The sequence below is a fragment of the Fontibacterium abundans (SeqCode) genome (assembly GCF_965235095.1).
In the GTDB taxonomy this organism is placed as follows: domain Bacteria; phylum Pseudomonadota; class Alphaproteobacteria; order Pelagibacterales; family Pelagibacteraceae; genus Fontibacterium; species Fontibacterium abundans.
Map to the genome: position 1 here is coordinate 391,124 of NZ_OZ249405.1, position 24,637 is coordinate 415,760.

At 29.1% G+C, this 24,637-nt stretch carries 26 protein-coding genes and 1 tRNA gene; 24 read left to right on the forward strand and 3 right to left on the reverse strand.

Annotation, left to right across the window (positions count from 1 at the left end):
- The first annotated feature begins 2 nt into the window (after positions 1-2).
- Genes gatA through AC8GER_RS02305 form a run of 8 tightly spaced genes read left to right on the forward strand, consistent with a single transcriptional unit; the run spans position 3 to position 7,859 of the window.
- A complete protein-coding gene (gatA, locus tag AC8GER_RS02270) occupies positions 3-1,466 on the forward strand; it encodes an Asp-tRNA(Asn)/Glu-tRNA(Gln) amidotransferase subunit GatA (RefSeq protein WP_506598328.1) in 1,464 nt (487 codons plus the stop codon).
- Positions 1,466-2,932, forward strand: coding sequence for an Asp-tRNA(Asn)/Glu-tRNA(Gln) amidotransferase subunit GatB (gatB, locus tag AC8GER_RS02275; RefSeq protein ID WP_506598329.1), 1,467 nt, complete (start codon positions 1,466-1,468; stop codon positions 2,930-2,932). The genes gatA and gatB overlap by 1 nt, the downstream gene beginning before the upstream one ends.
- A gap of 1 nt (position 2,933) precedes the next feature.
- On the forward strand, positions 2,934-3,593 hold the full coding sequence (locus AC8GER_RS02280) for an O-methyltransferase (protein ID WP_506598330.1): 660 nt from the start codon (positions 2,934-2,936) through the stop codon (positions 3,591-3,593).
- A gap of 1 nt (position 3,594) precedes the next feature.
- Entirely contained in the window at positions 3,595-4,503 is a 909-nt protein-coding gene (trhO, locus tag AC8GER_RS02285; protein ID WP_506598331.1) for an oxygen-dependent tRNA uridine(34) hydroxylase TrhO, read from the forward strand.
- Entirely contained in the window at positions 4,500-4,979 is a 480-nt protein-coding gene (locus AC8GER_RS02290; protein ID WP_506598332.1) for a peroxiredoxin, read from the forward strand. Before trhO ends, AC8GER_RS02290 begins: the two co-directional genes overlap by 4 nt.
- The gene (locus AC8GER_RS02295; protein ID WP_506598333.1) at positions 4,980-5,276 is read left to right on the forward strand and encodes a TIGR03643 family protein; all 297 of its coding nucleotides are present in this window, start codon (positions 4,980-4,982) and stop codon (positions 5,274-5,276) included.
- Between the two features lie 54 nt (positions 5,277-5,330).
- Complete coding sequence (typA, locus tag AC8GER_RS02300) at positions 5,331-7,151, forward strand: translational GTPase TypA (protein ID WP_506598334.1); 1,821 nt, start codon at positions 5,331-5,333, stop codon at positions 7,149-7,151.
- Positions 7,152-7,157: 6 nt separating this feature from the next.
- Complete coding sequence (locus AC8GER_RS02305; protein WP_506598335.1) at positions 7,158-7,859, forward strand: pirin family protein; 702 nt, start codon at positions 7,158-7,160, stop codon at positions 7,857-7,859.
- 11 nt (positions 7,860-7,870) lie between these two features.
- On the opposite strand, the gene AC8GER_RS02310 is transcribed toward AC8GER_RS02305, so the two are convergent.
- Positions 7,871-8,194 carry a DMT family transporter gene (locus AC8GER_RS02310; protein WP_506598336.1) on the reverse strand — a complete coding sequence of 108 codons (324 nt, stop codon included), beginning with the start codon at positions 8,192-8,194 and terminating at the stop codon, positions 7,871-7,873.
- Positions 8,195-8,239: 45 nt separating this feature from the next.
- On the opposite strand from AC8GER_RS02310, the gene AC8GER_RS02315 reads away from it, so the two are divergent.
- Positions 8,240-8,333, forward strand: a tRNA-Ser gene (locus AC8GER_RS02315).
- A 5-nt stretch (positions 8,334-8,338) separates the two neighbouring features.
- On the forward strand, positions 8,339-9,082 hold the full coding sequence (locus AC8GER_RS02320) for a hypothetical protein (protein ID WP_506598337.1): 744 nt from the start codon (positions 8,339-8,341) through the stop codon (positions 9,080-9,082).
- On the opposite strand, the gene AC8GER_RS02325 is transcribed toward AC8GER_RS02320, so the two are convergent.
- Positions 9,083-11,434 carry a lytic transglycosylase domain-containing protein gene (locus AC8GER_RS02325; RefSeq protein ID WP_506598338.1) on the reverse strand — a complete coding sequence of 784 codons (2,352 nt, stop codon included), beginning with the start codon at positions 11,432-11,434 and terminating at the stop codon, positions 9,083-9,085.
- A gap of 62 nt (positions 11,435-11,496) precedes the next feature.
- Between AC8GER_RS02325 and dapA the strand changes: the two genes are divergently transcribed.
- Genes dapA through AC8GER_RS02390 form a run of 13 tightly spaced genes read left to right on the forward strand, consistent with a single transcriptional unit; the run spans position 11,497 to position 22,355 of the window.
- Entirely contained in the window at positions 11,497-12,381 is an 885-nt protein-coding gene (gene dapA / locus AC8GER_RS02330; RefSeq protein WP_506598339.1) for a 4-hydroxy-tetrahydrodipicolinate synthase, read from the forward strand.
- A 3-nt stretch (positions 12,382-12,384) separates the two neighbouring features.
- Complete coding sequence (gene smpB, locus AC8GER_RS02335) at positions 12,385-12,852, forward strand: SsrA-binding protein SmpB (protein WP_506598340.1); 468 nt, start codon at positions 12,385-12,387, stop codon at positions 12,850-12,852.
- A 2-nt stretch (positions 12,853-12,854) separates the two neighbouring features.
- Positions 12,855-13,358: a 2-amino-4-hydroxy-6-hydroxymethyldihydropteridine diphosphokinase gene (gene folK / locus AC8GER_RS02340; protein ID WP_506598341.1), complete on the forward strand. Its 504-nt coding sequence runs from the start codon at positions 12,855-12,857 to the stop codon at positions 13,356-13,358.
- 21 nt (positions 13,359-13,379) lie between these two features.
- Positions 13,380-15,098: a bifunctional (p)ppGpp synthetase/guanosine-3',5'-bis(diphosphate) 3'-pyrophosphohydrolase gene (locus AC8GER_RS02345; protein WP_506598342.1), complete on the forward strand. Its 1,719-nt coding sequence runs from the start codon at positions 13,380-13,382 to the stop codon at positions 15,096-15,098.
- Positions 15,076-15,660 (forward strand): orotate phosphoribosyltransferase, encoded by a 585-nt coding sequence (gene pyrE / locus AC8GER_RS02350; protein ID WP_506598343.1) that lies wholly within the window; start codon positions 15,076-15,078, stop codon positions 15,658-15,660. Before AC8GER_RS02345 ends, pyrE begins: the two co-directional genes overlap by 23 nt.
- Positions 15,661-16,395: a pyridoxine 5'-phosphate synthase gene (locus tag AC8GER_RS02355; protein ID WP_506598344.1), complete on the forward strand. Its 735-nt coding sequence runs from the start codon at positions 15,661-15,663 to the stop codon at positions 16,393-16,395.
- The gene (gene acpS, locus AC8GER_RS02360) at positions 16,392-16,784 is read left to right on the forward strand and encodes a holo-ACP synthase (RefSeq protein WP_506598345.1); all 393 of its coding nucleotides are present in this window, start codon (positions 16,392-16,394) and stop codon (positions 16,782-16,784) included. Before AC8GER_RS02355 ends, acpS begins: the two co-directional genes overlap by 4 nt.
- Entirely contained in the window at positions 16,781-17,506 is a 726-nt protein-coding gene (lepB, locus tag AC8GER_RS02365; RefSeq protein ID WP_506598346.1) for a signal peptidase I, read from the forward strand. The genes acpS and lepB overlap by 4 nt, the downstream gene beginning before the upstream one ends.
- On the forward strand, positions 17,503-18,183 hold the full coding sequence (gene rnc, locus AC8GER_RS02370) for a ribonuclease III (protein ID WP_506598347.1): 681 nt from the start codon (positions 17,503-17,505) through the stop codon (positions 18,181-18,183). The genes lepB and rnc overlap by 4 nt, the downstream gene beginning before the upstream one ends.
- The gene (gene era / locus AC8GER_RS02375; RefSeq protein WP_506598348.1) at positions 18,176-19,009 is read left to right on the forward strand and encodes a GTPase Era; all 834 of its coding nucleotides are present in this window, start codon (positions 18,176-18,178) and stop codon (positions 19,007-19,009) included. Before rnc ends, era begins: the two co-directional genes overlap by 8 nt.
- Positions 19,006-19,656 (forward strand): DNA repair protein RecO, encoded by a 651-nt coding sequence (recO, locus tag AC8GER_RS02380; protein WP_506598349.1) that lies wholly within the window; start codon positions 19,006-19,008, stop codon positions 19,654-19,656. The genes era and recO overlap by 4 nt, the downstream gene beginning before the upstream one ends.
- Positions 19,646-21,901, forward strand: a complete 2,256-nt coding sequence (gene parC / locus AC8GER_RS02385) for a DNA topoisomerase IV subunit A (protein ID WP_506598350.1) — start codon at positions 19,646-19,648, stop codon at positions 21,899-21,901. Before recO ends, parC begins: the two co-directional genes overlap by 11 nt.
- 1 nt (position 21,902) lies before the next feature.
- Positions 21,903-22,355, forward strand: coding sequence for a flavin reductase family protein (locus tag AC8GER_RS02390; protein WP_506598351.1), 453 nt, complete (start codon positions 21,903-21,905; stop codon positions 22,353-22,355).
- Here the strand turns inward: AC8GER_RS02390 and hemB are convergent.
- Positions 22,347-23,330 (reverse strand): porphobilinogen synthase, encoded by a 984-nt coding sequence (gene hemB / locus AC8GER_RS02395; RefSeq protein ID WP_506598352.1) that lies wholly within the window; start codon positions 23,328-23,330, stop codon positions 22,347-22,349. The two genes, AC8GER_RS02390 and hemB, sit on opposite strands and share 9 nt — an antisense overlap.
- Before the next feature lie 78 nt (positions 23,331-23,408).
- Between hemB and hemA the strand changes: the two genes are divergently transcribed.
- Positions 23,409-24,629 carry a 5-aminolevulinate synthase gene (gene hemA / locus AC8GER_RS02400; protein ID WP_506598353.1) on the forward strand — a complete coding sequence of 407 codons (1,221 nt, stop codon included), beginning with the start codon at positions 23,409-23,411 and terminating at the stop codon, positions 24,627-24,629.
- Positions 24,630-24,637: the final 8 nt, after the last annotated feature.

Genomic DNA, 24,637 nt, shown 5'->3' on the forward strand with positions numbered 1-24,637 from the left:
ATATGACCGATCTTACAAAACTAACATTAGTTGAAAGCATAAAGCACGTTAAAGAAAAAAAATGCAGCGCTGCAGAATTAGTCAGCGCTTATGTTAAGAGAATAGAAAAGTCTGATAAATTAAACTGTTTTAATACTAAGGATTTAGAAAATGCAGTTAATAAAGCTAAAAAAATAGATGCTAGTAAAAAATTAGATAAAGTTTTAGTTGGAGCCCCTATTGCCGTTAAGGACTTATTTTGCACAAAAGGGATAAAAACAACTGCATCAAGTAAAATTTTATCAAATTTTATTCCAACTTATGAATCTACTGTTACAGAAAAACTTTGGAATGAAGATGCAATTTTAATTGGAAAATTAAACTCAGATGAATTTGCAATGGGCTCATCAAATGAGACTAGTAGTTTTGGAAATGTTTTAAATCCATATCGTTTAAATAATGAAAACCTTGTACCAGGAGGATCATCAGGAGGATGTGCTAGTGCCGTTGCTGCTGATTTAACAAGTGCTACCGTTGGAACGGATACTGGTGGAAGTATTCGACAACCCGCTGCATTTACAGGCATTGTAGGTTTAAAGCCTACTTATGGGCGCTGTTCTAGATGGGGGATAGTTGCCTATGCATCGTCTTTAGATCAAGCAGGGCCTATGACAAAAGATGTACGAGATGCTGCCTTAATGCTCGATGTCATTTCTGGTTATGATGAAAAAGATTCAACATCGGCAAACAAACCTAAGAGTTCTTTTTTAAATTCAATTAAAAATAATGTTAAAGGTTTAAGAGTTGGGGTTCCCAAAGAATATCGCGTTGATAATATGCCAAAGGAAGTTGATGATTTATGGCAAGAAGGAATTAAAATTTTAAAAGATAATGGTGCAGTTATTAAAGATATTTCATTACCACACACAAAATATGCTCTTCCGACTTATTATATTATTGCACCAGCTGAAGCCTCATCAAATTTAGCAAGATACGATGGTGTTAGATACGGACTTAGAGCAGAAGGAAAAGATTTAACTGAGATGTATGAAAATACCAGATCCAAAGGTTTTGGTACTGAAGTTAAAAGAAGAATTATGATTGGAACTTACGTTTTATCATCAGGTTATTATGATGCTTATTATTTAAAAGCTCAAAAGGTTAGAAATTTAATTAAAATGGATTTTGATAATGCATATAAAGATGTTGATGTTATTTTAACACCAACAACACCAACGCCAGCTTTTAAATTTGGAGAAAAGACAGATGATCCAATTGCTATGTATTTAAACGATATATTCACAGTAACCGCAAACTTAGCGGGTCTCCCAGCAATATCTTTACCAATAAAATATAATAAAGACGGACTACCTTTAGCATTGCAATTATTTGGCAAATCTTTTGATGAACAAACATTGTTAAACACCGCTTATTCGATAGAGCAGCAAGTTAATTTTAAATCCCAAGTAAAAGATTGGTGGATGTAATGAACGATAAAGAATTTAATTACTATATTTCTGGGGAAACAGGAAAATGGGAAGTCGTAATTGGACTCGAAGTGCATGCACAAGTTAGTTCAAATGCAAAATTATTTTCATCTTCTGCAACTAAATTTGGATCAGAGCCAAATTCACAAGTAAGTTTAATCGATGCGGCAATGCCAGGAATGTTACCTGTGATTAATGAATTTTGCGTTGAACAAGCAGTTAAGACAGGACTTGGATTGAAAGCTAAGATTAATTTACTTTCAGTTTTTGATAGAAAAAATTATTTTTATGCAGATTTGCCCCAAGGTTATCAAATCTCTCAATTTAAACATCCAATCGTTGGCGAAGGAGAAGTAATTCTTGATATGCCTTATGGAACTAAAAAAATTGGAATTGAGAGACTTCATCTTGAGCAGGACGCTGGAAAAAGTTTACACGATCAAGATCCAACAAAAACCTTTATTGATTTAAATAGATCAGGCGTTGCATTGATGGAAATTGTAAGCAAGCCAGACTTAAGATCACCAGAAGAGGTTGCTGAATATATTAAAAAATTAAGATCAATTATGCGTTATTTAGGAACTTGTGATGGGAATATGGAAGAAGGCTCATTAAGAGCAGATGTTAACGTATCTGTTAGAAAAGTAGGTAGCAAAGACTTTGGAACACGTTGTGAAATTAAAAACGTTAATTCAATAAAGTTTATGCAGCAAGCCATTCAGTATGAAGCAAAAAGACAAATTGAATTACTAGAAGAAGGTAAAAAAATTGACCAAGAAACAAGATTATTTGACACTAAAAAAAACGAAACTCGTCAGATGCGTAGCAAAGAAGATGCTCATGACTATAGATATTTCCCTGATCCAGATCTTCCCCCTTTAAAATTTGATCAATCTTTTGTAGATGGAATTAAACAAAAATTACCAGAATTACCGGATGATAAAAAAGAGCGTTTAATTAAAGATTATAAACTTTCAAGTTATGAGGCTGGAGTTTTAATATCAGATAAAGACACTTCAGATTATTTTGAAGATATTGCAAAAAATTCTGATGTAAAACTTGCAATTAATTGGGTGATTGGTGATTTATTTGCAGCTTTAAATAAAGTTGGAAAATCAATTAAAGATTCACCAATTTCATCTAAAAATTTAGCAAAATTAATAGATTTAATAAAAAACAATACGATCTCAGGAAGAATTGCAAAAGAAGTTTTTGAATTAATGATTAACGATAATAGAGATCCAAAAGTTATCGTTGAAGAAAAGGGGCTTATCCAAGAAAGCAATGTTGGTGAATTAGAAAAAATTATTGAAAAAGTGTTAAAAGATAATGGTGATAAGGTTGAAGAATATAAATCAGGTAAAGATAAATTATTTGGTTTCTTTGTAGGTTCTGTAATTAAAGAATCCAAAGGCAAAGCTAATCCAGCTTTAGTTAATGATATTTTAAAGAAAAAACTTTCATAAAGTGTTTAAGTCGATTGAAAATTTACCCGAATTACAGAATTACCTTTTTAAAACAGGTATTAATGAACATCCTTTGCAAAAAGAACTTCGAGAATATACAGAAAAAAATCTAGGCAATGCTGCAACAATGCAAATCAGCCCAGATCAAGGAGCGCTACTTCAGTTTATTATTAAAAGTTCAAATATTCAGAACTGTTTAGAAATTGGAACTTTTACAGGCTACAGCGCATTAACCATGGCATTAGCTCTTCCGGAGAATGGATCTATTGTTAGTTTAGATATTGATAAAAAAAATACTGATATTGCGAAAAAATATTGGAGCAAACATAGTGTTAGTAAAAAAATTGATTTTATTTTAGCGCCAGCGTTAGAGACAATGGAAGAGTTTATTAATCAAGATAAGATTTTTGATCTAATTTTTATTGATGCTGACAAAAAAAATTACATGAATTATTTTTTAAAATCACTTGAACTTTTAGAGAAAGACGGAATTATTATTGTTGATAATACACTTTGGAAAGGAAAAGTTGCAGACGAGAATATTAGAGATGACCAAACAAATTCTATTAGAGAATTTAATAGATTTGTTAAGGACTTTAAGGGAACTGAGAGTATGATATTATCTATAGCGGACGGCATGACTATTTGTAGAAAGTTATAAAATGTTAAGATTAATTAGTTTTTATAAATTTGTTAAAATTAGAATTCCTATTGATAATAAATTAACTTTTAAAAAGTTTCTTATTGATAACAAATTAAAAGGTAGCATTATTTTTTCTTTAGAAGGAATTAATGGCAGCGTTTCAGGAAAACAATCTAATATTGATTTATTAATTAAGCTCTTAAAAGAAAGATTTTTATTTAAAGAATTTGATACTATTAATGAATGCGATGTTGATTTTGTTCCGTTTAAAAGAGCAAAAATTAAAATTAAAAATGAAGTAGTTCCATTAAACGAAATGTTTAATGATGATAAATATAAATTTCAAAATAGAATAGAACCTGAAGATTGGAATAAATTAATTTTATCAAATGATGTCACTGTTGTTGACGTTAGAAAATCGTTTGAAAGTGAGCTCGGTACATTTGAAAAAGCGATAAATCCTAAAATTAATGATTTTAGAAAATTTCCACAATATTTTGAAAAACTCCATGATGACAAAGACAGAAAAATAGCAATGTTTTGTACAGGCGGAATTCGTTGTGAAAAAGCTGCAAGCTATTTATTTAAAAGAGGATTTAAAAATGTTTACCAATTAAAAGGTGGAATTTTAAATTATCTAAATAATGTTCCTGAAAAAGAATCTTTATGGAATGGGGAGTGCTTTGTATTTGATGAAAGAGTTACTGTTGTAAATAATTCAAAACAAGGAAGTTACTTAATTTGCGCAGGCTGTAGAACTCCTATGAAAAAGAAAGATATTAAATCTCCAAAATATGAAAAAGACGTAAGCTGTCCAAATTGTTTTGATAAATTAACAGATAAACAAAAATTTAGATTTAGAATGAGAGCTTCACAAAAAACAAGTGGCAAATTAAAATCAAATTCATTACAAAGAGTATCAGCATGAGCAAACAAGTACCAAATGTTAAATTTGTAATTCGTCCTGAAAAAGATTTTATTACAATAACTACAGATGATATTTTTAAAAATAAAAATATAGTTTTATTTGCTCTTCCTGGAGCTTTCACACCAACCTGCAATGATTATCATCTACCAGGTTATGAGTTAAATTATGATGAATTAAAAAAATTAGGCATTGATGAGGTTTATTGTTTAAGTGCCAATGATCCATTTGTAATGAAAGCTTGGGCTAAGAATTTAGATCTTAAAAAAGTTAAAATGTTACCGGATGCTAATATGGAATTTACTAAAGCTATGGAAATGGTGACTGATAGATCAGCTGCTGGCATGGGCCAGCGTTCAAAAAGATATTCAATCTATGTTAAAGATAAAACAATTGAAAAAATGTTTGTTGATGCAGATGGTAAATTTGATCTAAGCGATTCAAATACTATGATTAGTTTTTTAAAATCAAAAAAATAAATGAAAAAGGGTCTTCGACCTATTACACGAACTGCAAATCCAGAACCACCAGATAAAAATTCTATTACTTGGATTATTTGGGCTGCTTGGGCTGACCGAATTACTTTTGAAGATATCAAAGAAAAAACAGGAAGATCCGAGTCTGAAGTTATAAAAATAATGAGAAAGAACTTAAAAGAAAGTTCATTTAAATTATGGAGAAAAAGAACCCATAATCAAAGCATTAAACATAGAAAAAAATTTGAGAACTCCAGAAAACAACTAAATCAAAGAATTTACTTTTCTGATGATGATTAAAATATCTACATTTTAGTTGAATAAATACAATTCTAGTTTAGATAGACACTCTTCATGGCAACAGATATTAAAAAAATTCGTAACATCGCAATTATTGCACACGTCGATCACGGTAAAACTACACTTCTCGATAAACTATTAAGAGATTCTGGAACATTAAAAGCATCCGAGATGGCTGAAGAGCGAATAATGGATTCTAATGAAATTGAAAAAGAAAGAGGTATTACAATTCTTGCAAAAAATACTTCCTTAACTTGGAATGGTTATCAAATAAATATTATTGATACACCTGGTCACGCTGACTTTGGTGGAGAAGTAGAACGTGGTCTTTCTATGGTGGATTCTGTTTTGCTTCTAGTTGATGCAGTAGATGGACCAATGCCACAAACAAGATTTGTAACATCAAAAGCTTTAAAACTTGGACTACGTCCAATTGTAGTAATTAATAAAGTAGATAGAGATGGAGCAAGACCTGATTGGGCATTAGATCAAACTTTTGATCTGTTTGATAAATTAGGAGCAACTTCTGAACAACTAGATTTTCCAATTATTTATACATCGGCAATTCAAGGATGGGCAGCAAAAGAGCCTAAAAAGGCTGAACATAATATGAGTGTTTTATTTCAATGTGTTGTTGATAACGTTCCACATCCAAAAGTGGATCTTGAAGGACCTTTTAGAATGCAAGTGAGCTCTCTTGATTATTCAAGTTATGTTGGTGTTATTGGAATTGGAAGAATTCAAAGAGGAACTATTAAAGTAAACGATAACGTTTCAATCATTAATAAAGAAGGAAAAATTAAAAACGGAAAAATTTTACAAATTTTAGGATTTTTAGGATTAGCAAGAATTGAAAAACAAGAAGCATCTGCCGGAGAAATTATTATGTTTTCTGGAATCGATGGAGTTAAAATTTCTGATACAGTTTGCGATCCAAAACAAGTTGAGGCACTCCCACCACTTGTTGTTGATGAGCCAACAATTAGCATGACTTTTCAAGTCAACACATCTCCATTTGCTGGCAAAGAAGGAAAATATGTTACAACAAGAAACATTAAAGACAGATTAGATAAAGAACTTATTCATAACGTTGCCCTTCGAGTTACTGAAACCGAAAGCCCAGATAAATATAGAGTATCAGGAAGAGGAGAACTGCATTTATCAATTTTAATCGAGAACATGAGAAGAGAAGGCTATGAGCTTGCAATCTCTAGACCTGAAGTAATTATTAAAAAAGTAGACGGACAAGACCAAGAACCTTTTGAAGCTTTAACAATTGATATTGAAGAGCAAAATCAAGGTAAAATTATGGAAAAACTTGGCGAGAGAAAAGGGGATTTAAAAAATATGGTCTCTGATGGTAGAGGCAGAGTTAGATTAGATTACGTTATTCCCACACGAGGTTTAATTGGTTTTCGTTCAGATTTTTTATCAACTACTTCCGGAACTGGTTTGATGTACCATTCCTTCGATCATTATGGTCCTAAAATTAACCAATCGTTGGGTGAAAGAAATAATGGTGTTCTAATTTCAAAAGACCAAGGTAAAGCAGTTACTTATGGCATATTTCATCTTCAAGAGCGTGGACGTTTCTTCATATCTCACGGAGATGAAATTTACGCAGGACAAGTTATTGGAATACATAATAGAGATAACGATTTAATAGTTAATCCACTAATTGGAAAAAAAGTATCCAATGTAAGATCAGTTACTGCTGATGAAGCTTTGGTTATTGTTCCTCCAATTAAAACAACTTTAGAATATTCACTTCAGTTTATTAATGATGATGAACTTGTTGAAGTTACACCAAAGTCCATTCGTATAAGAAAAAGATTCTTACTTGAACACGAGCGCAAAAGAGCCCAAAAGTCATAATAAATAATGGTTTCGGTTATTAAGTATAAAGATCTAGGCGGAGCTGACCATGGCTGGTTAAAAGCAAAACATCATTTTAGTTTTGCATCTTATTACAATCCTAAAAGAATGGGTTTTGGTACAATTCGAGTTATTAATGACGATATTATAAAAGCTAAAAAAGGCTTTGATCCACACCAACATAACGACATGGAAATTATCACTTATGTTCGCTCCGGCGCAATCACTCATACAGACAATCAAAATAACGAAGGCAGAACTGAGGCCGGAGATATTCAGGTTATGAGTGCAGGCACAGGAGTTATTCATTCAGAGTATAATTTAGAAGATAAAGAAACAAATATTTATCAGATCTGGATTAATCCTAACAAAACTGGAGTTAAACCTAGATGGGAAGCAAAACAATTTCCAAAAGATCCTGTTAAAAATAAGCTTAATCTTTTAGTTTCTGGATTTGGAAAAAATTACAAAGAAGGAACATTAGGAATTTACCAAGATGCTTATATTTATGGTGGAAAAATAAATAAAGGGGATGAAATTATTTATAATATTAAACATCAGGCTTATTTATTATGCTCTTATGGAAGCGTTAGTTTAGATGAAAAAGTATTAGAAAAAGGAGATGCTGCTGAAATTTTAGGTATTAATGAATTTAAAATTAAAGCCAACGAAGATTGTGAAGTTTTAGTAATAGATGCTCCAAAATAAAAATTATTATATTAAGCAACTTTAAGAAATATAACTCCAAGAACGATTAAAGATACTCCAATCCACCTTAAAAGAATTGACGGATCATTAAAGAACAAAACTCCAATAATAAAAGTTCCAGCAGCTCCAATTCCAGTCCACACAGCATAAGCTGTTCCGATAGATATTCCTTTAAGAGAAAGCCATAATAAAATACCGCTTATGGTCATAGATAAAACTGAAATAATAGGTCCTAATACTTTATATGATGGAATAGCTGATAGCTTTAATCCAAGGGGCCATCCAATTTCAAAAATGCCTGCAACAATAAGATAAATCCAGTGAGTTGTAGTCATATATCAAAGCAGGTATATCCTTATTTATAAAAATTATCAAAATTAGGAGAGATGGCCGAGAGGCTGAAGGCGGCGGTTTGCTAAACCGTTATACGATTGAAAAGTCGTATCGAGGGTTCGAATCCCTCTCTCTCCGCCAAAGATATGAATGATATTCTTAGTATAAGCGAAATAGTTTCTAAATCTTTTTCTTACATATTTAAAGATATTAAAAAAATATTTAGAGAAAGTTTTTTTACTGTTTTATTCCTTACAATAATTTTTAATGCTTTGTATTTTTTAGTTTTAAAAAGTATCGCAACTAAATTTACATTTTTTATTATTTTCGCTCTTATGGGATTGGTTATCAGTACAATTGGTTATAAAGTTCATAGAGATATTTTGTTAAATCAAACTATATTTAATCCATTGTTTAAAATGTTTGACTTAAATAATATTAAATATCTATTCTATAGTACCTTAATTTCTTCTTTAGCATTAAGTCCTGCTTTTTTTAAATATTATTTAGATAGAAATGAAATTAGCACTATGTTTGGAGTTGACAGTAGGTACCTTGCGTTATTATTAATCCCAACTATTTATCTAGCTTTTAAATTAATTTTAATTTTACCAAAAATATCTTTAAATAAATCAATTAGTATTTTTTCAGGAAAAGAATTTAATGATTTTTCTGGAAAATTATTTGTAATATTTTTAATTATTACTCTAGCTTTTATTTTGCCCACCTACTTAATTTTTGCAGTACAAGTATATTTATTGGAGAATATGCAAGGTTTTTATAAATTTTTAAAACCTTTTTTTGATTTTATGTCTTTTTTTGTTTCTTATCTAAATTATGCTGCAGTTTTTGCAGCATTATCTTATTCTTATAAGGTAACTAAAAAATAATTATCGATATAAAATTTTTTCAATTTTATTGGTAGCGTTTCCTGGGTCATTTAAATATTCATATACGTTTATATTTTCACTAACCCTTTGCACATAATTTCTTGTTTCATGGAATGGTATAAGTTCAATAAAATCAATTGCATCAATCTGTTTTCTTCTTGGATCACCATATGTCTTAATCCATTTTTCAACACGATGAGGACCAGCATTATAGGCTGCAAACGCCAGATAGTGAGAGCCAAAAAGATCATCAAGATCTGAAATATAATATGAGCCAAGTGCTAAGTTGTAGTCTTTATTCTTTGTTAATTTTTCTCTAGAAAATTCAACGTTGGTTACTTTGCTTAACAATCTTGCTGTTGCCGGCATAATTTGCATTAAACCTTTTGCACCAACTCTAGAGTTCGCAGAAGTATCAAATTCACTTTCTTGTCTTATTAAAGCTAAAATAACAGAACTATCTAATATCTTTTGGTTTTTTACCTGTTTAGGAACTTCTATTCTTGGAAAACTTATTTCTAAAAAGTTTAAATTTTTATAAGAAGCATTCTTTGCAATTTGTATTGCAAAATCTAATCTTTCGATTTCTTGTGCTAACACACCTGCCATTGAGATTTCTTCAAAGGTTCTGTTTTGTTCAACATCACCAAGATGTCTCAATATATCCTTTGTATATCTAGATCTATTTAACTCCTTCAATACGATAACTGATTTTGCTAGAGGGTTACTTTTTTTAAATTCTTCATATTTATCTTCACTAAATTTAAAATTATTATTTATTGAAAATCTTTTTTCATTTAATTCTATATGTGAAAGTTGACCATAAAATGTGGCTCCATATTGAGAACCCGTTCTAAACCATGTGTTTGATTGATTTGTTTGACCTAATTTTTTATACGTTCTTCCAATCCAATAAGCCGCTCTTGCTTTAGATATCGGATAAGAAACCGCCGCATTCATTTTTAAAAAATGATTAAGAGCTAAATCTGCTTGATTAGTAAAACTTAAAGCAAGCCAACCAAGATGCCATTCAATTTCAGCATAATCTGCACCTTCATTTAATCTGTGATCTTTTAAAATTTCGTATGCTACTTTATATTCTTTGTCTGAAATCTTATCTCTTGCAACTGATAGTCTTTCTTTAGCCAGATATTCATTTCTCATCAAAGAGTCTGATGCACTTTGATTCATTAGAGTTAGCGCATCATCAAATCTTGCTTTCTTTCTTCGCCATTTAATTCTGTCATAAATTAAACCAGGATCTTCTTTTAAAGATTGTGGTACTTGAGATATTAAATTATCAGCTGATCTTTTAGTAAATAGCGCGGCCCTAGCATTATATAATTTTTGATAATCAGGATTTAAATAATATATCGTATCTTTTAAATCTTTATATTTTGCTTCATAAGCGAAATAATCTGCTCTTAAAACGTAGTCCTGATGAGTTAAAAACTTTTTAAATATTTTTGAGAAATATTTTAGATCATTCTTACTTAACTCAGCATCTTTAAAACCATCTTTAACTAAGTTTCTAGCTTTTTCAGTTTGATTATTTTCTAAAAACGCCTCTGCTAATCTCAATCTACCAAAACCACTTAGAGGAGGGTTGTTACTAAAATATTCTATAATTGAAGAAGGTGAATTGTTATCAAAGTTAATTTTGTGTTCTGCTAGATATTTTATACGATTTATTCTTGGCCAATCTTTATGGTTTTTTATAAACGCAATATATTCATTAAAGCTTGCTCCACTTTGAGTATCGATTAAATACATCCAATTTACGAGCGTATAAATTGTTTTGTCTTGCATTTTTTGCGCGTCTGATAATGCTAATTTCCATTGTTTTCTATCTACATAATTAAAAACAACTTTTGTTATTTCAAAATCTTTATCACTAAGAGTTTTTGTTGCTAAAGCACCCTTAGGTTCGGGAGTAAAAACTTTAAAGTCACTAGGTTTTACCTTTGGAACTACGTCTTTAGTACCGTCAGCTTTTTCGATATCCTTTTTTTTAATTTCTTTTGTTTCTTTAGGTTTAGGTATTTCTTGTTTTTTTTCAGGTATTTTTTTTTCTTTAACCTCTTTAACTTCTTTAACTTCCTTTTTCGGCTCTTCTTTTTTTTGACTTTTTTCTTCCTGGATTAAAACTTCTTCTTTAGGTTTTAGGATTGGTTGTTCTTTTTTTTTATTTTTTGTTAAATTGTCTAAAAACTTGGATGTTTTTGATGAATACGCTGAGCTATCTATAAATTTTTCAGGTTTTAATTTTGGAGGTATATTTTTTGCGTATGCAGAAAAACTCATACCCAATAGCAAAAATAAATTAACAATTACAACAAATTTAAAGTTCATTTAATTTTATTATTTAAAAAAACAGTGTATTATAAAAAAGCTTTTTTATAGATATTTATATAATGTTTAAAGGATCATTTACCGCTCTTATTACACCATTTAAAAACAATCGATTAGATAGAGCTGCTTACGTTAAACTAATTCATCATCAAATTGATAATGGTACAAACGGTTTGGTACCTGGAGGTACAACAGGAGAATCTCCAACCTTAAGTCATGCTGAACATAGAGAAATAATTAAAATTTGCGTGCGTGAATCAAAAGGTAGAATTCCTATTATGGCTGGAACAGGATCAAATTCTACAGAAGAAGCAATTCATTTAACAAGATTTGCAGAAAAAGCAGGAGCAAACGCAGCATTGATTGTAACTCCTTATTATAACAAACCAACACAGGAAGGTTTGTATCAACATTATAAAGCAATTAATAATAAATGCGGAATACCAATTTTCATTTATAATATTCCAGGTCGTTCAGTAATTGACATGAGTGTTGATACGATGGCTCGTTTGTTTGAGCTTAAAAATATTACAGGCGTAAAAGATGCGACTGGCGATCTTAATAGAGCCGTTCAACAAAGAAAAAAATTAGGAAAAGATTTTATTCAATTTACTGGAGAAGATTTAAATGCGTTAGAATTTAAATTAAGAGGTGGGGTAGGCTGTATATCCGTTACAGCAAATGTTGCTCCTAGACTTTGTTCCGAAATGCAAACTTTATTAGATTACAAAACAGACAAGCTTATTTTTCAAAGAGCAAAAGAAATTAATAAAATTTTGAAACCTTTGCATGATTTAATGTTTATCGAAACAAATCCAGCGCCAGTTAAATATGCGGTTAGTTTACTAGGATTATGTTCAAAAGATTTACGTTTACCAATGGTCACAGTTAGTAAGAAAAACCAAATTAGAATTAAGAATTTATTAAAAAAACTTTCATTAATTTAATTAATGAAAAAAGATGAAGGCAATTATCAGGTAGTTGCAAATAACAGAAAAGCTAGTTTTAATTATTTTCTTTTAGAATCAATTGAGGCTGGGATTGTTTTATTAGGTTCTGAGGTTAAATCTTTACGTTTAGGAAAGGGTAATATTGCAGAATCGTATGCTGCAGATTTAGGTGGTGAGCTGTTTTTACAAAATTCTTACATTCCTGAATATAATCAATCTTCCTATAATAATCATGACCCAAGAAGACTCAGAAAGTTATTATTAAGCAAAAAACAAATTAACAAGATTATTGGAAAGATTAATCAAGAGGGATTAACTGTTGTTCCTGTAAGGATGTATTTTAATCATAAAGGAATAGCTAAAGTTCAAATTGCTATTGCTAAAGGTAAGAAACAACATGACAAACGTCACACTAAAAAAGCAAGAGACTGGGAAAGAGAAAAATCAAGAGTTTTTAGAAAAAGTTAATTATGATTCTTCTTTCTCTAGGTTCAAATCTCGCTTCAAAGTTTGGCGACAGTAAAAAAACTTTACTAAAATGTTATGAATTTTTTAATAATAGCGATATCAAAATATTAAAAAAATCTAGCTTTTACGAGAGTGTTGCAGTTCCAAACAAATTGGACCCAAAATTTATTAATAGCGTTATATCTGTTGAGACAAAATTTTCAGCAGAAGAGCTAATTAAATATATTCTTAATGTGGAGGAAAAATTTGATCGAAAGCGTGAACAAATTAATGCACCAAGAACATGCGATATAGACATTGTGGATTTTAATGGCGAAATAATAAATATTTTTAATAAAAATATTTCTCTAGAAATTCCTCATCCACGCTTAGAGCAAAGAAGTTTTGTTTTATATCCAATTAGAGAAATTGATAAAAATTGGAAAAGCCCACTATCGGGAAAAAAAATAGATCAATTGATTGAAAATTTAGACGCTGAAACTAAGAAGAACATTACAATTATATAAAATTTTGATATATTTTTGTTCATGCTTAATCAGCAAGAACTCTTAGACAAAGTTAAGGTTTATAATAACTACATAGACGAAAATGTTGTTAAAAAAGCCTATGATTTTGCGTTTGATGTTCATAAAAATCAAAAAAGACTTTCTGGAGATCCGTACATCTCACATCCAATTGCAGTTGCTGCAATTTTGTGTGATTTAAAAGTAGATACAGCCACCATTACCACAGCTTTGTTGCACGATACTATTGAAGATACAGAAGCAACATATAGCGAAGTAAATAAATTATTTGGAAAAGAAATAGCTGATCTTGTTGAAGGGGTTACAAAAATTTCAAGATTAGAAGACAAGTCAAAAGAGTATTCTGTTGCTGAAAATTTTAGAAAATTAATACTAGCAACATCAAAAGATATTAGAGTTTTACTAGTTAAGCTTGCAGACAGACTTCATAACATGCGTACCATCAGTAATATTACCAATCCTGACAAAAGATTAAGAATAGCAAAAGAAACTATGGAAATTTATTCTCCATTGGCTGAAAGAATGGGGATGCATAATTTTCGTGATGAACTTGAAGATTTAGCTTTTAATGTTTTAAATCCAGACGCTAGAAAATTAATCACTGATCGTATAATTTTTAACAAAGAAAGTTTAGGAGTTACTTTTTCAGATATTTCAGAAAAAATTTTAAAGTTATTAGAAGGAAAAGATATTAAAGCTAAGGTAACAGGTAGAGAAAAAACCCCTTTTTCAATTTGGAGAAAAATACAAAGCAAGAGAATTTCTTTAGAACAAATTACAGATATTGTCGGTTTTAGAGTTATACTCGACAATGTTGATATGTGTTATCGCGCGCTGGGCATTTTTCATACGGAATGGTCAATGGTTCCTGGAAGATTTAAAGATTATATTTCTGTTCCAAAATCTAATAATTATAAATCAATTCATACTTCGGTAATTGGCCCAAAAAGACAAAAAATAGAAATCCAAATCAGAACCCAAGAAATGCATGAGTTTGCAGAAAGAGGAGTGGCTGCTCATTGGAATTATAAAGCTAATGAAAAAGTAAGCGATAATACTCTCAAAGATTATAACTGGTTAAAAGATTTAGTAGAGATGTTGGAGAGCGGTGAAAATCCAGAACATTTTTTTGAATATACAAAACTTCAATTATTCCAGGATCAGGTTTTTTGTTTTACACCAAAAGGCGCTCTTATTCGTTTACCAGCAAATGCCACACCTATTGATTTTGCTTATGCTGTGCATACAGAAATTGGAGATAAATGTATTGGTTGCAAGATTAATGGAAAGGAATCTCCGTTACAAAGTATTCTTCAAAATGGCGATGAAGTTCAAATTATTACATCTTCTAAACCGTCACCTTCAATGTACTGGTCATCAATTGCAAAAACAGGAAAAGCTAGAGCCGCCGTTAGAAGATATTGGAGTTTAAGAAACACAGATAAATCTGAAGAAAAGGCCTACGACACAAGTTTATGGGTTCTTTTAAGTCACAAAGCAGGAACTTTGGGTGAAGTATGTACTATGATAGGAAAGCATAAATGCAATATTTCTAACGTAGAGTTAGTCGATAAAAAAGATGATTTTATAAGTTTCATTTTTGATTTAGAGATTAAAAACTTAAAAGATTTTACTAATTTAGTTTCAGAGATCAAACAACAAGGAATAAATTTTAAAATTATAAGAAATAGAAAAGCAAATGCTGACAGAAAAAAAAACTAAAGAAATTTTTGTAAAAACTAAAGCGCTATTACAAGGGCATTTTATTTTATCATCGGGCTTGAGAAGCGAACAATATCTGCAATGTGCAAAATTATTAATGCATCCAAAACAATCAGAATTAATTTGTAAATCTCTTGCGCAGAAAATAAAGAAAGTTTTTAAAAAAATTGATTTAGTTGTAGCACCAGCAATGGGAGGTATTATTGTTGGGTATGAAGTTGCTAGACATTTAAAAGTTCCTTCAATTTTTACAGAGAGAGTTGATGGAGAATTTCAGTTAAGACGTGGTTTTGAAATTAAAGCAGGAGCAAAAGTTTTAATTGTGGAAGATGTTATTACAACAGGAAAATCAAGCATGGAATGTGCAAAAGTAATTAAAAAACATAAAGGACATGTTGTCGGATTTGCATGCATTGTAGATCGATCTAATAATCAAAGTTCGATTAATGCAAAAATTGTTTCGCAAATTACCTTTGATATTCCAACCTATCGCGAAGATAAAATTCCTAATAAATTAAAATCTATTCCAGCAATAAAGCCAGGTAGTAGAAATTTAGTCTAAATGAGAAAAAGAATTAGATTAGGTTTTAATATTGATCATGTGGCAACAGTTAGAAATGCAAGAGGAGATGATTATCCGTCACCCCTAAAAGCTGCAATTATAGCTCAAAATAATGGTGCAGATTCAATAACAGTTCACTTAAGAGAAGATCGCAGACATATTCGAGATCATGACTTAGTTGAGTTAAAGAAAAAAATTAAAATCCCAATCAATTTAGAAATGGCGTTAACCCATGAGATGTTGCAAATTGCATTAAAACTTAAGCCTAAATATGTATGTATTGTTCCTGAAAAAAGAAAAGAAGTAACAACAGAAGGTGGTTTAAATTTAAATTATAAAAAAAATTATTTAAAAAAAGTTATTAACTTATTAAAAAATAAAAATATTAAAGTTTCATTATTTATAGAACCCGATTTAAAAACTGTTCATTTAGCCAAAGAATTAGGTGCAAATAACATTGAGCTACATACCGGAAAATATTGTAAATTTTTTAGAGAGAAAAATAGTTTAATTATTAAAAAAGAATTTCTTAAAATTAAAAATTCAGCAAAACTTGGTATTAACTTAAATCTAGGAGTTCATGCTGGTCATGGTTTGAATTATCAAACTTCAAAAAAAATATCAGCGATTAATGAAATTTCAGAATTAAATATTGGTCATTTTTTTATATCGGAGTCGATATTTTTTGGTATAGCTAATGTCCTTAAGAAGTTTAATAAGATTTTAAAAAGATGAATATAATTGGACTTGGAACAGATATTGTAAATATTAATAGAATAAAAAAAATCTATTCTAAGTATGGTAATCATTTTTTAGATAAAATTTTAACAGAAACTGAAAAAAAAATTGAGGGTAAAATTACTAGATCAAAGAATATTGCAACTATAGCAAAGAGATTTGCTGCTAAAGAGGCTATTTCCAAAGCTATTGGGTATGGTTTTTCAAAAGGAATTCATTTTAAAAATATCGAAATATATAATGACAAAAATGGCAAGCCTTATGCGAATGTAAACGGTAAGGCAAAAACGACTCTTAGCAAAATTTCAAAAAAGTATAATATTTTTTTAACTTTATCTGATGATAAACCTTGGGCTGTAGCAACAGCCTTAATTACTTCACGATGAAAAAAATTATTATTGAAAATGTGAAGACACTTGTCTTTGCTTTTTTAATCGCCTTATTTATTAGAAGTTTTTTCTTTCAACCTTTTTACATTCCATCCTCATCAATGGAGGAGAATTTGTTAGTAGGGGATAGATTGTTTGTTTCAAAATTTAGCTATGGATACAGCAAACATTCTTTACCTTTTAGTCCTGATATTTCTGATAAAAGAATTTTCTTTTCTTCACCAGAAAGAGGAGAAGTAATTGTTTTTAAAACTCCCGAAGATAACGATACTGATTATATTAAACGTTTAATAGGACTACCGGGTGATAAAATTCAAATGGTTAATAGTGTCCTTTATATTAATAATAAACCTATCAAAAGAGAGTTTGTTAAAAATGATTTTGTACTTTGTGGTGGATCTAAAATTAAATCAAATTTTTATCTAGAGACTCTGCCAAATGGAAAGTCTTATTTAGCTGCTTATGCCGAAAAAAATTCTTCAAAAGATACGGATGTTTATTCAATACCTCAAAATAAATTTTTTTTTATGGGCGATAATAGAGATTGTTCACAAGACAGCAGATATTTAACAAGTGTTGGCTATGTAGATAAACTTAATTTAGTAGGAAAGGCGCAAATATTATTTTTTTCAAATAATGAAGAAATAGGAAATTTATTTACTTTTTGGAAATGGCACAAATCAATAAGATTTAATAGAGTCTTAAAATTTATTAAATGATTTCTGATAACAAGATCAGTGAAGTAGAGAGCATCATTGGTGTTAAATTTTTAAATAAAAAATATTTAAGCCAAGCTTTAGTACACAAAAGTTTTTCAAACGATAATTCTGATAATAATGAAATTTTAGAATTTTTAGGAGATAGAGTTTTAGGATTAGTGCTTGCTAAAAAATTAATTAATTTATACCCGAATGATAAAGAAGGACAGCTTGATAAAAGATTAGCCTCACTAATTAACAAAAAAGTTTGCGCTAAAGTTTTAGAAAAATACGATTTATTAAAATTTATATCAGTTAGCAAAGCACAAAAAAAAATTAAAACAGGTAATATTAAAATTTTTGGTGATTTGTGTGAGTCATTAATAGGGGCCATTTACATTGATAGAGGTTTTGAAGCTGCTGAAAATTTTATTTTTGATTTATGGAAAGATCAATTGAAACAATCAGGAGAAATTAAAATTGATGCAAAAACAAAACTACAAGAATTTTCTTTAAAACTTTATAAAGAACTTCCTAAATATAAAGATTTATCAACCTCAGGACCTGCACATAAACCTATTTTTAAAGTTTCTGTGAGTATTAAAAAATCCAAATCATTTACTGGCGAAGGTTCCTCAAAAAGAAATGCTGAGCAAAAAGCAGCAGATTCATTATTGAATAGTCTAGAGAATGAATAAAAAGAGAATAGGCTATGCATGTATAATTGGACCAACTAATGCTGGTAAATCAACTTTATTAAATACAATTTTTAAAAAAAAAATATCTATAGTTTCTCATAAAGTTCAAACTACTAATTTTGCAATAGAAGTTGTGAAATATCACAAGGATAATAAGATTATTTTTATAGATACCCCGGGATTATATAATAAGAAAAATAACACTAATTTTTTAAATGACGTTAATGTCGAAGTTAAAAGAGCAGATGTAATTGTTATAATTTTAGATATTTCTATTCATTTATTTTATGAAGAAATTCTAGAAAAGATTTTAAAAAATACTAAAAAACCAAAAATTTTAGTATTTAATAAAATTGATAAAGTTTCACAGGAATATGCAATTGAACAAATTAATAAATCTAAATTTGTTAAAAATTTTGATGAAATTTATTATGTTTCAGCGTTAAAAAATAAAAATATTAATAACCTTTTAGATGGAATTGTCGCAAAGCTTCCAGAGGGAGACTTTGAGAGTTCTATTAACTTTGAAACAAATATTTCTAAAGATGTATTTTTTTCTGAACTTACGCGTGAAGCAGTATTTAAATATTTAAATCAAGAATTACCATATCAGATTTATGTTAAGACTTATAAATTTGAGAAAGAAAATAGAAATTATAAAATTTACCAAATTATTTATGTGAAAAATGATAATCATAAAAAAATTGTTTTAGGTAAAAACGGCAGTAATATTAAAAAAATTGGTATTTCAGCTAGAAAAGAAATTGAAAAATTATTTAAACACAAGGTTAGTTTATTTTTAGACGTACAAACATCTAAGCAATGACCTGGGGTGATGAAGGGTACATATTGGGAGTTAATATATACGGTGAAAACTCTTCTATTATAAGTATTCTTTCCAAAGATCACGGTCATCACAAAGGTATAATTTATGGAGGAACTTCTTCTAAGTTAAAAAAACTAATTCATATTGGAAATAAAATTAAAGTTACATGGAAGTCAAAATCAGAAGATGCAATTGGTTATTATAATTTTGAATTAATGGATGCAGTTGCTCCAAAATATTTTGATAATGATAAAAAATTAACAGCAATTTTATCAGCAACAAGTATTTGTCTAAAAATATTACCCGAGAGAAATGTATATTTGCCTGTTTATAATTCTTTTGAAGACTTATTCAATTCTTTAAGTTCTGATGATTTTTTTAAAAAATATGTTTTATGGGAAAGATTTCTATTGTCCGAATTAGGTTATAACGTTGATTTAGAAAATAAAGATTCATTAAAATTATTTAATAAAAATGTAAGTTATCCACAATATTTTTATGACAATTCAGCAGCCTTTACTGATAATGACATTTACAATGGATTTTTAATTAATAAGCATCAGTTATTAAATTATATATTTGAACCAAATAAAGTTAAATTTCCTTATTACAGAATAAAATTAGAGAATTTTTTTAATGAAAAATAAAGACAATATTTTAAATGCTTCTTTAGCAACTGAGTTTAGCCAAAAGTATTTAGCGTATGCATTGTCAACTATTACACATAGAGCATTACCCGATGTTAGAGATGGATTAAAACCAGTTCATCGTAGATTGCTTTATGCGATGTATCTTTTAAATTTAGGCTCAAAATTACAACCTAAAAAATCTGCAAGAGTAGTCGGCGATGTTATTGGTAAATTTCATCCCCATGGTGACCAGTCCGTTTATGATGCATTAGTAAGATTGGCCCAAGATTTTTCAATTCGTTATCCGTTAATAAATGGTCAGGGAAATTTTGGAAATATCGACGGAGATAACGCTGCCGCCATGAGATACACGGAGGCCAAACTCACTGAAATTTCTGAACTTTTACTTGAAAATATAGATGAGGAAACGGTAGATTTTAAAAGTACATACGATGGTGATTTACAAGAGCCATTAGTATTTCCTGCTAAATTTCCTAACCTATTAGCAAATGGAGCATCAGGAATTGCAGTTGGAATGGCAACAAGTATTCCTCCACACAATATTGTTGAAATCTGCGAAGCGCTAAAAATTGTTAATCATGACAAAAATGTTTCAATTAAAGAATTATTAAAAGTTTTACCAGCGCCTGATTTTCCAACAGGTGGAATTTTAAATAATAATAAGTCTGAAATATTAAAAGCATACACTAGTGGAAAAGGTTTTTTTGAACTTAGATCTTCTTATAAAATTGAGGATTTGGGCAGAAGTCAGTATCAGATTTCAATAAATGAAATTCCCTACCAGGTAACTAAATCAACTTTAATAGAAAAAATAGCAGATCTAATTATAAGTAAAAAAAATAAATTAATTGATAATGTTATAGATGAATCTGACCAATTAGTTCGAATTGTTATTCGTCCAAAAAATAGAAATGTTAAACCTGAAGTACTAATGGAAAGTTTGTTTAGACAAACAGATTTACAGGTAAGAATTCCTTTGAATATGAACGTTTTGAATTCAAAGCTTCAGCCAAAAGTAATGTCTATTAAAGAAGTTTTAGTAAATTTTTTATCACATCGTTATGAGGTTTTAATTAGAAAATCAGAATTTAGATTAAAGAATATTAAAAATAGAATTGAAATTTTAATTGGGTTTATAAAAGTTTATCAAAATTTAGATAAAATTATTAAAATTATTAGAAACGCTGAAGATCCAAAACTACAGTTAATAAAAAAATTTAAATTTACGCAAAATCAAGTTAACGCAATTTTAGATATGCGATTAAGAAATCTTAGGAAATTAGAAGAAAAAGAAATTAAGGATGAATATAAAGATTTATTATCTGAAAAAAACTTTTTAACAAAATTATTATCTTCTAAATCTTTACAAAAAAAAGAAATTGATAGTGAAATAGATTTTTTAATTAAAAAATTTAAAGATGATCCTCTGTTAGGAAAAAGAAGAACAAAATTAGATAAATTTGGAAGCGTTAATGAAGAAACCTTTGATAATGAGATTAAGTCTGACGATCCTCTTACAATTACTATTCTTAAAAATGGCTTTATTAAATCGCAGAAATCATTTGTAAAAAATTTAGAAGAACAAATTGGAAATCAAAATAGCTCTTTATTAATGCATGCTCGTTCTAATGATAAAGTTATATTGGCATCAAATTTTGGTAAATTTTACACAATTGAAGCAGATAATATTTTAACAGGATCTTCAACCGGAAGACCGATGTCTTCTTACCTATCACTTGCTGATAATGAAAAAATTATTGATAGTTTTAAATTTGATAATGAGAGTGAAATTTTTGTTTATACTAAAAGCGGATATGGTTTTATTACCCAAGAGAAGAACCTTGAAACTAATAAAAAAACTGGAAAAAAAGTAATGAATGTTAAAGGTGATGATGTTGTTATTGGAGTTGCTAAAGTCACAAAAGATTCAGATTCAGTTGCAATTATTTGTGATTTAGATGGAAAAAACAAAATGTTAGCATTTGATATTAATGAACTTCCAAAATTAGATAAGGGTAGAGGAGTTATTTTAGTAAAAGGTAAATCTCTTAAAGTTATTAATGCCACAGCGTTTAATGCTAAGTCAGTTATCAAGGATCAGGTAGACAAAACTCTATTTGATAAATCTACAATTGAGAATAATTATGGAAAAAGAGCTCAGTCAGGCAAAGTTATTAAGAATTATAAAAATCAGATTATGAATAGAAATTTTGAAAATAATATTAGATGTCATTTACAATAGTATGAATATTTCAACATATAAAAAAGTTTTATCAAAATATGCAACTGGAATTACAGTTGTTGCAAAAAAAAATAATAAAAATTTAATTGAAGGTATTACCGTTAATTCTTTCGTCTCAATATCTCTAAAACCTTCATATATTTCTTGGAGCTTAGACAAGACATCTTCAAGTTTTAAAAAATTTAAGAATTTAAAATTTTTTAATATTTATATTTTATCGGCAAAACAAATTGAAGTTTCAAATTATTTTTCATCAAAAAATGAAATAAAAAAAAATTCAATTATAGCTAAAAATTTACTAAAAAATAATCTTGCAGAACTTAATTGCAAAACAATAAAAAAAATAAACATTGGCGATCATTTATTTTTTGTTGCAAAAGTTTTTAAATTTAATTTAAAAAAAGAAGAAAAACCTCTAATCTATTTTGCGAGTAAATATAAAAAATTAGTTTGATAAGTATTTTTCTATTACTTCGTTTGCAAAGTATGAAACAATTGCATTAGCACCAGCTCTTTTAAAACTATAAATTACTTCAAGAATAATATCCTCTTTTGCTAAAGACGATTTAATGCCATTTTTAATTAAACTATATTCACCTGATACATTGTAAGCAAAAACAGGAACATTAAATTTTTGTTTAATTTTATAAATAATATCAAGATAAGCTAAAGCTGGTTTTACCATTACAAAATCAGCTCCTTCATCTAAATCTAATTTAACTTCCAATAAAGCTTCATCAGAATTTCTATAATCCATTTGGTAAGTTTTTTTATCAGACTTAAGAGTAGAAGATGTGCCGACAGCATCTCTAAAGGGAGAATAAAAATTAGAAGCATACTTCACTGCATAAGATAATATTTGAACATTAAAAAATTTATTTTTTTCTAAAGCATTTCTTATTAAGCCAATTCTTCCGTCCATCATGTCTGATGGCGCAATAATATCGCAACCTGCTTGCGCTTGTATTAAAGCTTGTTTAATTAAAACTTTGTTTGTTTCATCATTATCTATTTGATCTTTTATAATGAGACCATCGTGACCATGAGAAGTGTAAGGATCTAAGGCTACATCACACATAACACCGATATTCTTATTTAATTTTTTTACTTGGTGTATGGCATTACAAACTATATTATTTTTATTTAAAGCCTCTGTTCCTTTGTTATTTTTTTTAGAATTCTCAATTAATGGAAAAATTGCAACAGCAGGTATTTGATTTTTTGAAGCTCTTAAAATTATTTCATCTAATCTATCTATGGAATATCTAAAAATTCCAGGCATTGATTTAATTTCTTGCTTCTTGTTCTTACCTTCGCAAACGAAAATAGGTAAGATAAAATCAGATTTATCAAGGTAAGTGTCGTTTATTAGTCGTCTAGACCACTCTGACTTTCTATTTCTTCTTAATCTAGTGCTTGGAAATTTCATGAGAATTTAATATTTAATGCGACAATACAGCAAAAGTATATATTTGAAAAAAGTATTTTCTATAGGGTAATATTAGTTATGAGCATAGATTACGATCTTATTTTTAACAGTGCATTAAAGGATCTAAGACAAGAGGGTCGTTATCGAGTTTTCAATAACATTACTCGAAAAAAAGGCGAGTTTCCAAAAGCTGTTTATAATAATCAATACGGCATTAAATCAGATGTAACTATTTGGTGTAGCAATGATTATTTAGGAATGGGGCAAAACCCATTAGTAGTTGAAGCATTTGTAAATGCTGTAAATTTAGTTGGAGCGGGCGCTGGAGGAACAAGAAATATTTCTGGGACATCAAATTATCACGTTGAGTTAGAAAACGAATTAGCAAAATTTCATAAGAAAGATGGAGCTTTAATTTTTACTTCTGGATACATTGCAAATGAGTGCGCATTGAGCACGTTAGCTAAATTTTTACCAAATTGTATTATTTTTTCAGATGAAAATAATCATGCATCAATGATTGAAGGTATTAGAAAAGGAAATTCAGATAAATTTATTTGGAAGCATAATGATGTTGATCATCTTGAATATCTTTTAAAAAATTCTAACAAAGCTCATCCAAAAATTGTAGCGTTTGAATCCGTTTATTCAATGGATGGTGATTTTGCTCCAATAAAAAAAATAATTGAAGTTTCCAAAAAATATAATGCACTCACTTATCTAGATGAAGTTCACGGAGTTGGACTGTATGGAAAAAATGGTGGAGGGTTATCTGAGCAACTAGGCTTAACATCAGAAATAGATATTATTGAAGGCACACTTGCAAAAGGCTTTGGACTGATGGGCGGATATATTACAGCAAAATCTAATATTATTGATGTAATAAGATCTTTTGCTCCAGGATTTATTTTTACAACTTCTTTGCCACCAAGTTTAGCTGCTGCTGCGGTTGCAAGTATTCGTTATGTAAAAAATAATCATAGTTTAAGAGAAGCTCTTTATGAAAGAGCGGATAAATTAAAAAAATTGATGTTGGCTAAGAATTTACCAATTATGGAAAATAATAGTCATATAGTTCCTTTGTTAGTAAAGGACCCTGTAAGATGTAAGGAAATCTCAGATATTTTGCTTAACGATTATTCAATATATGTTCAGCCAATTAATTATCCAACTGTTCCAAGAGGACTAGAGAGACTTAGATTCACTCCGACTCCTTTACATGATGATTCTAAAATGGAATTTCTTGTTAATGCCCTTGATCAAATTTGGAGAGAATTAAAACTTTCAAGAGCGGCTTAATACGTAAA

What these genes read in the sequence shown, in the direction of transcription:
- folK (WP_506598341.1), top strand. Translation starts at nt 12,855, where the DNA reads ATGATTCTTCTTTCTCTAGGTTCAAATCTCGCTTCAAAGTTTGGCGAC.
- dapA (WP_506598339.1), top strand. Translation starts at nt 11,497, where the DNA reads ATGTTTAAAGGATCATTTACCGCTCTTATTACACCATTTAAAAACAAT.
- AC8GER_RS02390 (WP_506598351.1), top strand. Translation starts at nt 21,903, where the DNA reads ATGAATATTTCAACATATAAAAAAGTTTTATCAAAATATGCAACTGGA.
- typA (WP_506598334.1), top strand. Translation starts at nt 5,331, where the DNA reads ATGGCAACAGATATTAAAAAAATTCGTAACATCGCAATTATTGCACAC.
- AC8GER_RS02345 (WP_506598342.1), top strand. Translation starts at nt 13,380, where the DNA reads ATGCTTAATCAGCAAGAACTCTTAGACAAAGTTAAGGTTTATAATAAC.
- rnc (WP_506598347.1), top strand. Translation starts at nt 17,503, where the DNA reads ATGATTTCTGATAACAAGATCAGTGAAGTAGAGAGCATCATTGGTGTT.
- AC8GER_RS02320 (WP_506598337.1), top strand. Translation starts at nt 8,339, where the DNA reads ATGAATGATATTCTTAGTATAAGCGAAATAGTTTCTAAATCTTTTTCT.
- smpB (WP_506598340.1), top strand. Translation starts at nt 12,385, where the DNA reads ATGAAAAAAGATGAAGGCAATTATCAGGTAGTTGCAAATAACAGAAAA.
- AC8GER_RS02290 (WP_506598332.1), top strand. Translation starts at nt 4,500, where the DNA reads ATGAGCAAACAAGTACCAAATGTTAAATTTGTAATTCGTCCTGAAAAA.
- trhO (WP_506598331.1), top strand. Translation starts at nt 3,595, where the DNA reads ATGTTAAGATTAATTAGTTTTTATAAATTTGTTAAAATTAGAATTCCT.
- era (WP_506598348.1), top strand. Translation starts at nt 18,176, where the DNA reads ATGAATAAAAAGAGAATAGGCTATGCATGTATAATTGGACCAACTAAT.
- pyrE (WP_506598343.1), top strand. Translation starts at nt 15,076, where the DNA reads ATGCTGACAGAAAAAAAAACTAAAGAAATTTTTGTAAAAACTAAAGCG.
- AC8GER_RS02325 (WP_506598338.1), bottom strand. Translation starts at nt 11,434, where the DNA reads ATGAACTTTAAATTTGTTGTAATTGTTAATTTATTTTTGCTATTGGGT.
- gatA (WP_506598328.1), top strand. Translation starts at nt 3, where the DNA reads ATGACCGATCTTACAAAACTAACATTAGTTGAAAGCATAAAGCACGTT.
- recO (WP_506598349.1), top strand. Translation starts at nt 19,006, where the DNA reads ATGACCTGGGGTGATGAAGGGTACATATTGGGAGTTAATATATACGGT.
- acpS (WP_506598345.1), top strand. Translation starts at nt 16,392, where the DNA reads ATGAATATAATTGGACTTGGAACAGATATTGTAAATATTAATAGAATA.
- hemB (WP_506598352.1), bottom strand. Translation starts at nt 23,330, where the DNA reads ATGAAATTTCCAAGCACTAGATTAAGAAGAAATAGAAAGTCAGAGTGG.
- AC8GER_RS02355 (WP_506598344.1), top strand. Translation starts at nt 15,661, where the DNA reads ATGAGAAAAAGAATTAGATTAGGTTTTAATATTGATCATGTGGCAACA.
- lepB (WP_506598346.1), top strand. Translation starts at nt 16,781, where the DNA reads ATGAAAAAAATTATTATTGAAAATGTGAAGACACTTGTCTTTGCTTTT.
- AC8GER_RS02305 (WP_506598335.1), top strand. Translation starts at nt 7,158, where the DNA reads ATGGTTTCGGTTATTAAGTATAAAGATCTAGGCGGAGCTGACCATGGC.
- gatB (WP_506598329.1), top strand. Translation starts at nt 1,466, where the DNA reads ATGAACGATAAAGAATTTAATTACTATATTTCTGGGGAAACAGGAAAA.
- hemA (WP_506598353.1), top strand. Translation starts at nt 23,409, where the DNA reads ATGAGCATAGATTACGATCTTATTTTTAACAGTGCATTAAAGGATCTA.
- AC8GER_RS02310 (WP_506598336.1), bottom strand. Translation starts at nt 8,194, where the DNA reads ATGACTACAACTCACTGGATTTATCTTATTGTTGCAGGCATTTTTGAA.
- AC8GER_RS02295 (WP_506598333.1), top strand. Translation starts at nt 4,980, where the DNA reads ATGAAAAAGGGTCTTCGACCTATTACACGAACTGCAAATCCAGAACCA.
- parC (WP_506598350.1), top strand. Translation starts at nt 19,646, where the DNA reads ATGAAAAATAAAGACAATATTTTAAATGCTTCTTTAGCAACTGAGTTT.